At 68.4% G+C, this 11,951-nt stretch carries 11 protein-coding genes; all 11 read left to right on the top strand.

Annotated elements, in window-relative coordinates:
- Positions 1-22: 22 nt before the first annotated feature.
- The 11 genes from M1D55_RS18170 to M1D55_RS18120 all read left to right on the top strand — a co-directional run bounded on the left by M1D55_RS18170 (position 23) and on the right by M1D55_RS18120 (position 11,939).
- Positions 23-844 (top strand): phosphatidate cytidylyltransferase, encoded by an 822-nt coding sequence (locus M1D55_RS18170; protein ID WP_064577111.1) that lies wholly within the window; start codon positions 23-25, stop codon positions 842-844.
- Between the two features lie 19 nt (positions 845-863).
- Positions 864-2,078, top strand: a complete 1,215-nt coding sequence (ispC, locus tag M1D55_RS18165; RefSeq protein WP_456281471.1) for a 1-deoxy-D-xylulose-5-phosphate reductoisomerase — start codon at positions 864-866, stop codon at positions 2,076-2,078.
- A 14-nt stretch (positions 2,079-2,092) separates the two neighbouring features.
- Positions 2,093-3,508: an RIP metalloprotease RseP gene (gene rseP, locus M1D55_RS18160; RefSeq protein WP_064577109.1), complete on the top strand. Its 1,416-nt coding sequence runs from the start codon at positions 2,093-2,095 to the stop codon at positions 3,506-3,508.
- A 129-nt stretch (positions 3,509-3,637) separates the two neighbouring features.
- The gene (gene bamA, locus M1D55_RS18155) at positions 3,638-5,938 is read left to right on the top strand and encodes an outer membrane protein assembly factor BamA (protein ID WP_043438778.1); all 2,301 of its coding nucleotides are present in this window, start codon (positions 3,638-3,640) and stop codon (positions 5,936-5,938) included.
- Positions 5,939-5,951: 13 nt separating this feature from the next.
- Positions 5,952-6,479: an OmpH family outer membrane protein gene (locus M1D55_RS18150; protein ID WP_006577559.1), complete on the top strand. Its 528-nt coding sequence runs from the start codon at positions 5,952-5,954 to the stop codon at positions 6,477-6,479.
- 34 nt (positions 6,480-6,513) lie between these two features.
- On the top strand, positions 6,514-7,620 hold the full coding sequence (gene lpxD / locus M1D55_RS18145; protein WP_456281470.1) for a UDP-3-O-(3-hydroxymyristoyl)glucosamine N-acyltransferase: 1,107 nt from the start codon (positions 6,514-6,516) through the stop codon (positions 7,618-7,620).
- Positions 7,617-8,069, top strand: coding sequence for a 3-hydroxyacyl-ACP dehydratase FabZ (gene fabZ / locus M1D55_RS18140; protein ID WP_006577561.1), 453 nt, complete (start codon positions 7,617-7,619; stop codon positions 8,067-8,069). The genes lpxD and fabZ overlap by 4 nt, the downstream gene beginning before the upstream one ends.
- A 96-nt stretch (positions 8,070-8,165) precedes the next feature.
- Positions 8,166-8,969, top strand: a complete 804-nt coding sequence (gene lpxA, locus M1D55_RS18135) for an acyl-ACP--UDP-N-acetylglucosamine O-acyltransferase (RefSeq protein WP_023264058.1) — start codon at positions 8,166-8,168, stop codon at positions 8,967-8,969.
- 107 nt (positions 8,970-9,076) lie between these two features.
- Positions 9,077-10,210, top strand: a complete 1,134-nt coding sequence (gene lpxB, locus M1D55_RS18130; protein ID WP_231906596.1) for a lipid-A-disaccharide synthase — start codon at positions 9,077-9,079, stop codon at positions 10,208-10,210.
- A gap of 158 nt (positions 10,211-10,368) precedes the next feature.
- Positions 10,369-11,115, top strand: coding sequence for a ribonuclease HII (gene rnhB / locus M1D55_RS18125; protein WP_083492605.1), 747 nt, complete (start codon positions 10,369-10,371; stop codon positions 11,113-11,115).
- 44 nt (positions 11,116-11,159) lie between these two features.
- Positions 11,160-11,939, top strand: a complete 780-nt coding sequence (locus M1D55_RS18120) for a TrmH family RNA methyltransferase (RefSeq protein ID WP_006576532.1) — start codon at positions 11,160-11,162, stop codon at positions 11,937-11,939.
- Positions 11,940-11,951: the final 12 nt, after the last annotated feature.

Below are 11,951 nucleotides of genomic sequence, written 5' to 3'. Positions count from 1 at the left end.
AACCAACCCGGACTCGCAGCGCATGCTTCTTACCCGTGTCATCACCGCCCTGTGCCTGTTGCTGCTGATCCTGCCGATCCTGTTCCTGGCGCCGCCCGCGGCGCTGGCCGGCCTGATGGCGGTGATCGTGGCGCTGGCCGCCTGGGAATTCGGCCGTCTGCTCGGCCTGCGCGGCGCGGGCCCGTGGATCTACGCGATCGCCTGCGTGGTCGCGATGATCGCCTGGCATGACCTGCCGGCGCGCGGCGCGATGCTGTGGCTGCTGCAGGCCTCGGTGGTCGCCTGGGGCGTCGCCATCGTGCTGCTGGCGCGCGGCGTGCGCAAGGCCACGCCGGCCTTCGCGATCGTCGCCGGCCTGGTCGGCCTGGTGATCCTGCCGGCGTTCGGCCACGCCGCGATGCTGCTGCGCGGCCTCGGCGTCGGCGTGCTGCTGTCCGCCGCGGCGCTCGTCTGGGCCGCCGATATCGGCGCCTATTTCGTCGGCAAGGCGATCGGCCGCCGCAAGCTGGCGCCCAGCATCAGCCCCGGCAAGTCATGGGAAGGCGCGATCGGCGGCTGGCTGTTCGCGCTGGCCGTGGCGCTGTCGCTGGCGGCCACCCATGCGTTCGCGCCGACCTGGTTCGACCGGGTGGCGGACCGCAACGGCCTGCTGATGGTGGCGCTGCTGACCACGCTGATGGTGATCGCCAGCGTGGTCGGCGACCTGTTCGAATCGCTGCTCAAGCGGCAGGTCGGCAAGAAGGACAGCAGCCGGCTGCTGCCCGGCCACGGCGGCGTGCTGGACCGCATCGATGCGCTGCTGCCGGTGTTGCCGCTGGCCGCGCTGCTGATCCTGTATCTCTGATTTTCCCCAGGCCTTTTTCATGCGTCGCATTACCGTCCTTGGCGCCACCGGCTCGATCGGCGACAGCACGCTGGACGTGATCCGGCGCCATCCCGAGCGCTACGCCGTGCATGCGCTGACCGCGCATCGCCAGATCGACAAGCTGGCCGAGCGCTGCGCCGAGTTCCGTCCAGCGCGGGCGGTGGTCGGCAGCGACAGCGCCGCGGCCGAGCTGCGCGAGCGGCTGCGCGTGGCCGGCGTCGGTACCGAGGTGCTGCACGGCGACGCCGCGCTGGCCGAGGTCGCCACGGACGCCGAGGCCGATACGGTGATGGCGGCGATCGTCGGCGCCGCCGGACTGCGGCCGACGCTCGCCGCGGCGCAAGCCGGCAAGCGCGTGCTGCTGGCCAACAAGGAGGCGCTGGTGATGTCCGGCGCCATCTTCATGGACGCGGTGCGCGAGCACGGCGCGACGCTGCTGCCGATCGACAGCGAGCACAACGCGATCTTCCAGTGCCTGCCGTTCGACGATCCGCGCTATCGAGCCGGCGTCGCCCGCGTGGTGCTGACAGCGTCCGGCGGGCCGTTCCGCACGCGCGATCCGGCCTCGCTGCACGACATATCCCCGGACGAGGCCTGCGCCCATCCGAACTGGGTGATGGGGCGCAAGATCTCGGTCGATTCGGCCACGATGATGAACAAGGGCCTGGAGGTCATCGAGGCCCACTGGCTGTTCGGCGCGCCCGCCGAGCGCATCGACGTGCTGATCCACCCGCAGAGCATCGTCCATTCGATGGTCGCGTATGCCGACGGCTCGGTACTGGCGCAACTGGGCAACCCCGACATGCGCACGCCGATCGCTTACGGTCTCGCCTATCCCGAACGGATCGATGCCGGCGTCTCGCCGCTCGATCTGGTCGCGGCCGGCACGCTGGCCTTCGAGACGCCGGACCTGCAGCGCTTCCCATGCCTGGCGCTCGCCTTCGACGCGCTGCGCGCCGGCGGCGTCGCGCCCGCGGTGCTGAACGCCGCCAACGAGATCGCGGTCGACAGCTTCCTGCACGGCGCGATCCGTTTCACCGATATCGCCAACGTGGTCGCGCGCGTGCTCGAGCAGGGCCCGCGCCATGCGGCCGACTCGCTCGACGCGGTGCTGCAGGCCGACCAGCAGGCCCGCGCGCTGGCCCGGACGCTGGTGCAAGCGGGCAGCCAGGCAAGCGCCGGCGCCAGCGCCGGCGCGGCCACGCCAAGCTGAACCTGACCGCCGCCATGCAGACCATTCTCGCCTTCATCGTTGCGCTCGGCATCCTGATCTACGTGCACGAGATGGGCCACTACCTGGCCGCGCGCGCGTGCGGCGTCAAGGTGCTGCGCTTCTCGATCGGCTTCGGCCGTCCGCTGCTGCGCTGGGTATCGCGCCACCGAGATCGCACCGAATGGACGCTCGCGGCGATTCCGCTGGGCGGCTACGTCAAGATGCTCGACGAGCGCGAACGCGATCCCGAGCGCGACCCTCCCTACGACCCCGCCGACCTGCCGCGCGCCTTCAACCGGCAGCCGGTCGGCAAGCGCATCGCCATCGTCGCGGCCGGGCCGGTCGCCAACTTCCTGCTGGCGATCGTGCTGTATTTCACGCTGTTCGCCGGCGGCATGCAGGAGCCAGCGCCGGTGCTGGCAACCCCGGTGGCCGGTACCGCCGCGGCCCAGGCCGGCGTGCGCGACGGCGACCGCGTACTCTCGCTGACCGCCAACGACGAGACCGAGACGGTGCGCTCGTGGAACGACCTGCGCATGGCCGTGATGGCGCAGGGATTCGACGGCGCCGGCGCGGTGCTGCGCGTGCGCGGTGCCGACGGCGCCGAACGCGACCTGACCATCGCGCGGCTGCCCAGCACCGGCGGCGATCCCGAGCGCGATCCGCTGGCCACGCTGGGGCTCGCGCTCAAGGGCGGGCCGGTGACGATCCGCGAGGTGCTGCCCGATTCGGCCGCCGAACGCGCCGGCCTGCGCGCCGGCGACCGTGTGCTGGCGTGGCAGGGCGAGCCGATCCGCCAGGCCGATCAGCTGATCCGCGCGGTGCGCGCCAATCCGGGCGCGCAGGCGACGCTGTCGATCGAGCGCGAAGGCAGCACGCTGCAGGTGCCGGTCAAGGTCGACGCGGTGCCGGACGACAGCGAAGGGGCGCAGCAGAAGACGAAGGAGGGCGGCGGCAAGGCGGCGACCGCCGGCAAGCTCGGCGCGGCGCTGACGCAGGCCGTGCAGATGGAGACCGTGCGCGATGCCCCGCTGCAGGCGCTGGCCCGTGCCGGACAGCAGGTATGGGACACCAGCGTGCTGTCGCTCAAGCTGCTCGGCCGCATGCTGATCGGCCAGGCTTCGCTGCAGAACCTCAGCGGTCCGCTGACCGTCGCCGATTACGCGGGCAAGGCCGCGAACCTCGGCTGGCAACCGTTCGTCGGCTTCCTGGCGCTGGTCAGCGTCAGCCTCGGCGTATTGAATTTGTTACCCATTCCGGTATTGGACGGGGGGCATTTGCTGTATTATTGCGTTGAATTTTTGACTGGCAGGCCCGTTCCAGACCACTGGCAGGCTGTGCTGCAGAAGGTCGGCATTGCCTGCATCTTGCTCCTGACTTCGCTCGCCTTGTTCAACGACGTCAGCCGCCTGTTTCTCGCGCGCAGCTAGAATCCGGTGCGCAACGACGTAGCGGCGTGCCGCGGCACCGGCCACGGCGACCGTTGCGGACCTCGTCGCGAGGCCGCCCGGCGAAGCATCAGAGCCCAATCCTGCATGGAATCAAAGAGGGGATCAAGATTGATCAGACATAAGCGCATCTCGCTTAGCATGCTGGCGAGTGCCATCATCGCGGCCTGGGCACCGGCGGGCTGGGCCGCGGATCCGTTTGTGGTCAGGGATATTCGGGTAGAAGGGCTGCAACGGGTCGAACCCGGTACGGTCTTCGGCTATCTGCCAGTCAAGGTAGGCGAGACCTTCACCGACGACAAGGGCGCCGACGCGATCCGCGCGCTCTACAACACCGGCTTCTTCAAGGACGTACAGATCCGCGCCGAGGACGGCGTGCTGGTGGTCCATGTCGAGGAACGCCCGGCCATCTCGCAGCTCGAGTTCGTTGGCATCAAGGAATTCGACAAGGACACGCTGCGCCGTTCGCTGCGGGCCGTCGGCGTGGCCGAGGCGCGCTACTACGACCGCGCGCTGATCGACAAGGCCGAGCAGGAACTGAAGCGCCAGTACGTCGCGCGCGGTTACTACGCGGCCGAGGTGCAGACGACGATCACGCCGGTGGACCGCAATCGCGTCTCGGTCGTGTTCAACGTCGACGAAGGCCCGATCGCCAAGATCCGGCAGATCAATATCGTCGGCAACAAGGCCTTCAAGGAAGGCACGCTGCGCGACGAGATGCAGCTGTCGACGCCGAACTGGCTGTCCTGGTACACCAAGAACGACCTGTACTCGAAGCAGAAGCTGACGGCCGACCTCGAGGCGCTGCGCTCGTTCTACCTGAACCGCGGCTATCTCGAGTTCGCGATCGAATCGACCCAGGTGTCGATCACGCCGGACAAGAAGGACATCTACCTGACGCTGAACATCAAGGAAGGCGACCAGTACAAGGTGTCCGACATCCGCCTGGCGGGCGAGCTGCTCGGCAAGCAGGAAGAAATGGAGAAGCTGCTGACCCTGAAGAAGGGCGACATCTTCTCGTCGGAAAAGCTGACGCAGAGCACCAAGGCCATCACCGACCTGATGGGCACCTACGGCTATGCGTTCACGACGATCAATCCGCAGCCGCAGATCGACCGCGAGAAGCGCGAGGTCGCGCTGACGCTGATGGTCGACCCGGGCCGCCGCGTCTACGTGCGCCGCGTCAACGTGGTCGGCAACAGCAAGACGCGTGACGAGGTGGTGCGCCGCGAGATGCGCCAGATGGAAAGCTCGTGGTTCGACAGCGAGAAGCTGACGCAATCGCAGGCCCGCATCAACCGCACCGGCTACTTCACCGACACCAACATCACCACCGAGGACGTGCCCGGCGCGCCCGACCAGGTCGATGTGAACGTCAACGTCACCGAGAAGCCGACCGGCCAGATCAGCCTGGGCATGGGCTTCTCGTCGACCGACAAGCTCGTGCTGCAGGCCGGCCTGCGCCAGGACAACGTGTTCGGTTCGGGTACCAGTCTGGGCCTGGACGTCAACACCGCGAAGTCGTTCCGCACGATTGCCCTGACGCAGTACGACCCGTATTTCACCGTCGACGGCATCAGCCGCTCCACCGACATCTACTACCGGACCTCGCGCCCGCTGTACTACATCGGCGACCAGGACTACCGGATCGTGTCGACCGGCGGCGGCTTCAAGTTCGGCGTGCCGTTCTCCGAGAACGACACGGTGTTCTTCGGCATCGGCTACGAGCGGACCGAGCTGACGGTGTCGAACAACACGCCGATCCAGTACCAGCGCTGGGTGCGCGAGAACGGCGACGTCACCAACAACTTCCCGTTCACGATCGGCTGGGCGCGCGACCGCCGCGACAGCGCGCTGATCCCGACCAAGGGCCCGTACACGCAGGCCAACCTTGAAGTCGGCCTGCCCGGCATCGGCGACACGCAGTACTACCGCGCCACGCTGCAGCAGCAGTACTACTATCCGCTGTCGAAGGCGTTCACGCTGGCGTTCAACGGCGAAATCGCCTACGGTCACGGCTATGCCGGCAAGGACTTCCCGGTCTTCAAGTACTTCTACGCCGGCGGTATCGGCTCGGTGCGCGGCTACCAGACCAGCACGCTGGGCCCGAAGGACCAGAACGGCAACCCGATCGGTGGCGCGTCGAAGGTGATCGGCAACGTCGAGTTCATCTTCCCGCTGCCGGGCTCCGGCGTGGACCGCACGCTGCGGCTCTTTACGTTCTTTGATTTCGGTAACGTGTACCAGGAAGGCGAGGCGCCGCGCTTCAGCGACCTGCGGTATTCGACCGGTCTCGGCCTGTCGTGGCTGTCGCCGATCGGTCCGCTGAAGGTCAGCGTGGGCTTCCCGCTCAAGCGCGAAGAGGGCGACCGCACCCAGCGCTTCCAGTTCCAGATCGGTACCGCGTTCTGACAGAGGTCGATTCATGAAAAATACAACCCGCATCATCCAGTCGTTCGCCGTCGCCGCCGCAGCGGCGGCCGCGCTGACGGTGGCCGCGCCCGCCGGCGCGCAGGAAACCCGCATTGCCGCCGTCAATTCCGAACGCATCCTGCGCGATTCGCAGCCGGCCAAGCAGGCCCAGGTCAAGCTGGAGCAGGAGTTCTCCAAGCGCGACCGCGAGCTGCAGGACATGGCCCAGAAGATCAAGGGCATGGCCGACCGGCTCGACAAGGACACCGCCGTGCTGGCGGACGCCGACCGCCAGCGCCGCCAGCGCGAGCTGGCCGACCTGGACCGCGAATTCCAGCGCAAGCAGCGCGAATTCCGCGAGGACCTGAACCAGCGCCGCAACGAGGAACTGGCGCAGGTGCTCGAGCGCGCCAACCGCGTGATCCGGCAACTGGCCGAGCAGCGCAAGTACGACCTGATCGTGCAGGAAGCCGTCTACGTCAATCCGCGCATCGACATCACCGACGATGTGATGAAGGCCCTGAACGCCGGCGGCAAGTAAGCCGTCCGCGTTCGTCGTTCCAGGAAGTACCGCGATGAAGACACCCACACTGGGTCAGCTCGCCACGGACACCGGCGCGCAAGTTGTGGGTGATCCCACGCTGGCCGTGCGCGGCCTCGCGCCGCTCGATCAGGCAGGGGAAGGGCAGCTGTCCTTCCTGTCCAATCCGCTGTATCTGCCGCAGGCACTGACCTCGTCGGCCACCGCGGTGATCGTCTCGCCGGCCGACCTCGACCGCATTCGCGAGCAGGGCCGCGCCGACGGCCGCAACTGGCTGGTCGCGCGCAATCCCTATGTCTGCTTCGCGCGCATCGCGCAGCAATTCGACCGCGCCGCCAACCACGACCCGCGCACCGGCATCGATCCGCGCGCCAGCGTCGCGGATGATGCGGTGGTGCCCGCCTCCTGCTATATCGGCCCCAATGTCGTGATCGAAGCCGGCGCCCGGCTCGGCGAGCGCGTGCGCGTGCTGGCCAATACCTATATCGGCGCGGGCGCGCAGGTCGGCGACGATACGCTGCTGTACGCCAACGTGTCGATCTACCACGGCTGCGTGGTCGGGCAGCGCTGCATCGTCCACAGCGGCGCGGTGATCGGGGCCGACGGTTTCGGTTTTGCGCCGGACATTCGCCCCGACGGCGTCGAATACGTCAAGATTCCGCAGACCGGCCGCGCCGTGCTCGGCGACGATGTCGAGATCGGCGCCAACACCGCGATCGACCGCGGCGCGATGGGCGATACCGTGGTCGAGGACGGCTGCAAGATCGATAATCAGGTCCAGATCGCGCATAACGTGCGCGTCGGCGCCCATACCGTGATCGCCGGCTGCGCCGCGATCGCGGGCAGCACCAAGGTAGGCCGCTTCTGCGTGATCGGCGGCTCGGCCAATTTCGCCGGCCATCTGCAGATCGCCGATCGCACCACGGTATCGGGCGGGACCTCGATCACCAAATCGATCGCGAAGCCGGGCCAGCATTTCACCAGCGTGTTTCCCTTCCTGCCGCATGGCGACTGGGAGCGCAACGCCGCCATCGTGCGGGGGCTGTCGAAGCTGCGCGAACGTGTGGTGCAGCTGGAGAAGCGCCTGCGCGGGCAGGGCCCGGACGCCACGACAAAGAATACGGAAGAGAAATCATCATGACCGCCACCGACATCGACATCCGCCAGATCCTGAAGCTGTTGCCGCATCGCTATCCGATCCTGCTGGTGGATCGCGTGCTCGAATTCGAACCGCAGAAACGGATCAAGACGCTGAAGAACGTCACCATCAACGAGCCGTACTTCCAGGGCCATTTCCCCGGCGCGCCGGTGATGCCGGGCGTGATGATCCTGGAGGCGCTGGCGCAGTCGGCCGGCCTGCTGACCTTCGGCGCGGACATGGAGCGCAAGGAAGGCTCGCTGTACTACTTCGTCGGCATCGACGGCGCCCGCTTCAAGCAGGTCGTCTACCCCGGCGACCAGCTGCATATGCATGTCTCGGTCGAACGCTATATCCGCGGCATCTGGAAATTCAAGGCCCACGCGACCGTCGACGACAAGGTCGCCTGCGAGGCCGAGCTGATGTGCACCGTCAAGCAGGCCGACGCCTGACGCCACGGCGCCAGGCGCCGTCTTGACGCGGCGCCCGCGAACGTAGAAGCGAACGCGGGCGCGCCGCCCACCACAAGATCGATAGGACTTTCACGCATGACGCAAATCCATCCCACCGCCCTGGTCGACCCGAAGGCCGAACTGGCGGCCGACGTCAGCGTCGGACCGTTTTCCATCGTCGGTCCCCATGTACGGATCGGCAGCGGTACCGTGATCGGTTCGCACACCACGATCGAAGGCCACACCACCGTCGGCGCGGACAACCGCATCGGACCGTACGCGTCGGTCGGCGGCGCGCCGCAGGACATGAAGTACCGCGACGAGCCGACCCGGCTGGTGATCGGCGACCGCAACCGCATCCGCGAATTCACGACGATCCATACCGGCACGGTGCAGGACGAGGGCCTGACCAGCATCGGCAACGACAACTGGATCATGGCGTACGTGCATATCGCGCACGATTGCCGCGTCGGCAACCACACCGTGTTCTCGAGCAATGCGCAGATCGCCGGCCACGTGCAGGTCGGCGACTGGGCCATCCTCGGCGGCATGAGCGGGGTGCACCAGTTCGTGCGCATCGGCGACCACGCGATGCTGGGCGGCGCCTCGGCGCTGGTGCAGGACGTGCCGCCGTTCGTGATCGCGGCCAGCGACAAGAACGGCAACAAGGCCACGCCGCACGGCATCAACGTCGAAGGGCTGCGCCGGCGCGGTTTCGATGCCGGCCAGATCGCCGCGCTGCGCCAGGCCTACAAGCTGCTGTACAAGTCGGACCTGGGCTTTGACCAGGCCCAGGCCGAGATCGGCCAGATGCTGGCCCAGGCCGACGCGAGCACCGCCGTGCCGCTGCGCGCCTTCCTCGAATTCATCGCCGCGACCAAGCGCGGCATCGTGCGCTGAAGCCCGGCGTCGCCATGGCCGACGCGAAAATGCAGCCGATTCCGGTCATCGAACCCCAGGCCGCCGCCGCGCCGTCGGCGCTGCCCGGATTGCGTGGCGAGATCGCGATGGTGGCCGGCGAGGCCTCGGGCGATCTGCTGGCCTCGCTGCTGTTGTCGGGGCTGCAAGCCCGGCTCGGCGACGCGGTGTCCTACTCGGGCATCGGCGGGGCCCGCATGATGTCCCAGGGCTTTGTCTCGCATTGGCCGATGGAGACGCTGTCGGTCAACGGCTATGTCGAGGTGCTGGGCTCGCTGCGCGAGATTCTGGCGACGCGGCGCGCGATCCGCGACCGCCTGCTGGCCGATCCGCCGCTGTGCTTCATCGGCGTCGACGCGCCGGACTTCAACTTCGGCCTGGAAGTGCCGCTGCGCCGCGCCGGCATTCCGGTGGTCCACTTCGTCAGCCCCTCGATCTGGGCCTGGCGGGGCGGGCGCATCCGCACCATCGCGAAGGCCGTCGACCATATCCTCTGCCTGTTCCCGTTCGAGCCGGAGATCTACGCCAAGGCCGGCATTGCCGCGACCTATGTCGGCCACCCGCTGGCCGACGTGATTCCGATGGTGCCCGACGTCGAAGGCGCGCGCGCGAAGCTGGGCCTGCCGGCGGGGCGCCGCGTGGTCGCGGTGCTGCCGGGCAGCCGGCAGTCCGAAGTCCGGCACCTGGGCGCGACGTTCTTCGCCGCGATGGACCAGATGCGGCAGATGGACAACGCGCTGGCCTTCGTGGTGCCGGCGGCCAATGCGTCGCTGCGGGCCGTGATCGAATCGCATGCCAGCGAGTATCCTGAACTCGACGTGACCATCGTCGACGGCCAGTCGCATCTGGCGATGGAGGCGGCCGACGTGGTGCTGCTGGCCAGCGGCACCGCGACGCTGGAGGCGGCGCTGTACAAGAAGCCGATGGTGATCTCGTACAAGGTGCCCTGGCTGACCGCGCAGATCATGAAGCGGCAGGGCTATTTGCCCTATGTCGGGCTGCCGAATATCCTGTCGGGACGCTTCGTCGTTCCCGAGCTGCTGCAGGACGACGCCACGCCCGAGGCGCTGGCGCGCGAGACGCTGCTGCAGCTGAACGACCAGGACAACACCGCCTTCCTGTACGAGCACTTCACGCAGATGCACCAGACCCTGCGCCGCAATACCGCCGATATCGCCGCCGACGTGGTGGTCGATCTGCTGCGCAGCCGGAGGGCCGGCTGATGGCGCGGCTGCCTGCGCGCAAGCCCGCCACCGCCGCCGGTGTCGCCAGCGGGAAGGGCGGCAAGACGACGGCCGCCAAGGCGGGCAGGGCGGGCAAGGCCGCCCGCGCGGCCGCCGCCGAGGCGCAGCTGGGCCTGTCGCTGTCGCCTGCCGCCGCGATGGCGCAGCGGCTGTGCGGCGTCGACGAGGCCGGACGCGGGCCGCTGGCCGGCCCGGTGTTCGCCGCGGCGGTGGTGCTCGATCCGGCCCGGCCGATCGAGGGCCTGGCAGACTCCAAGATCCTGACCGCGGCCCGGCGCGAGGCGCTGTTCGACGAAATCTGCTCGCGCGCGCTGGCCTGGCATATCGCCTTCGCCACGGTCGAGGAAATCGACACGCTGAACATCCTGCACGCGACGATGCTGGCGATGCAGCGCGCGGTGCACGGCGTCGCCGCCTGCGGCATCGCACCGGACCTGGTGCAGGTCGACGGCAACCGCTGTCCGCACGTGCCGTATCCGGTCGAGGCGGTGATCAAGGGCGATGCCACCGTGCAGGCGATTTCCGCCGCATCGATCCTTGCCAAGGTCGCGCGCGATCGCGAACTGGTCGCGTTGCACGCCCAATTTCCCGAGTACGGTTTCGACAGCCACGTCGGCTACGGCACGCCGCAGCATCTGCTGGCGCTGGCGCGCTTCGGCGCCACGCCGCATCACCGCCGCTCGTTCGCGCCGGTGCGCGAGGCGCTGGTGCGTGGACCGCTCGGGCCCGACGCCTTGCTGCCGGCCGGCGCGCTGGATGGCGCCGCGGCGGGCTTGGGGCCTTCGCCGGACGAACTGGCCGAGACCATCGATGCCTTCGATGCGCTCGATGCGATCGAGGACGCCATCGGCGCGGCCATCAGCCCCGGGCCGGCACTGTCCTGAGCCGCTGCATCCTTGCGGCATAACGTAGAACAACGTGGATTAACGTGAAGCACGTCAGCTCGCGCGACAACGCGCTGTTCAAGCATCTGAAGGCCCTGACCGGCTCGACCCATCAACGGCGCAAGGCCGGGCAATCGGTGCTCGACGGGGTCCATCTGGCCGACGCCTATCTGGCCGCGCTGGGCCAGCCGGTCAGCTGCGTGGTGTCGGAGCGCCATCTCGACCATCCCGAGGTCGCCGCGCTGCTGGCCCGCATCGACGATCAGCGCATCGTGGTGCTGGCCGACGCGCTGTTCGCGCAGATCACCGGCGTGGTCAACGGCATCGACCTGATGCTGGTGATCGACACCCCGGCGGGCCATCTGCCGGCCAGCATCGACACCGACTGCATCGTGCTGGACGGCGTGCAGGACGCCGGCAACGTCGGCTCGATCCTGCGCAGCGCCGCGGCGGCCGGCATCCAGCATGCGTTCCTCGGTACCGGCTGCGCGTTCGCGTGGTCGACCAAGACGCTGCGCGCCGCGATGGGCGCCAACTTCCACCTGAATATCGTCGAGCACTGCACGGTCGAGATGCTGGCGCCGCGGCTGGCGGTGCCGCTGCTGGCCACCTCGTCGCACGCGGATGCCGCGCTGTTCGACACGGACCTGCGTGGGCCGGTCGGCTGGGTGGTCGGCAACGAAGGGGCAGGGGTCAGCGCGGAATGGATGGCGCACGTGCAGCGCACGGTCGGCATTCCGCAGCCCGGCGGCCTCGAATCGCTGAACGTGGCCGCGGCTACCGCGGTGTGCCTGTTCGAGGCGGTACGGCAGCGGCGGGGGTAGGGCTCTCGCCCG

The organism is Cupriavidus sp. JZ107 (assembly GCF_053903255.1).
Note: the sequence above shows the minus strand (reverse complement) of the source record. Positions and strands in the feature narration are given on the sequence as shown.

Bases quoted from the DNA above. Each gene is read 5' to 3' on its own strand.
- M1D55_RS18170 (WP_064577111.1), top strand. From the start codon at position 23: ATGCTTCTTACCCGTGTCATCACCGCCCTGTGCCTGTTGCTGCTGATC.
- M1D55_RS18150 (WP_006577559.1), top strand. From the start codon at position 5,952: ATGAAAAATACAACCCGCATCATCCAGTCGTTCGCCGTCGCCGCCGCA.
- lpxD (WP_456281470.1), top strand. From the start codon at position 6,514: ATGAAGACACCCACACTGGGTCAGCTCGCCACGGACACCGGCGCGCAA.
- lpxA (WP_023264058.1), top strand. From the start codon at position 8,166: ATGACGCAAATCCATCCCACCGCCCTGGTCGACCCGAAGGCCGAACTG.
- fabZ (WP_006577561.1), top strand. From the start codon at position 7,617: ATGACCGCCACCGACATCGACATCCGCCAGATCCTGAAGCTGTTGCCG.
- rnhB (WP_083492605.1), top strand. From the start codon at position 10,369: ATGGCGCAGCGGCTGTGCGGCGTCGACGAGGCCGGACGCGGGCCGCTG.
- ispC (WP_456281471.1), top strand. From the start codon at position 864: ATGCGTCGCATTACCGTCCTTGGCGCCACCGGCTCGATCGGCGACAGC.
- lpxB (WP_231906596.1), top strand. From the start codon at position 9,077: ATGGTGGCCGGCGAGGCCTCGGGCGATCTGCTGGCCTCGCTGCTGTTG.
- rseP (WP_064577109.1), top strand. From the start codon at position 2,093: ATGCAGACCATTCTCGCCTTCATCGTTGCGCTCGGCATCCTGATCTAC.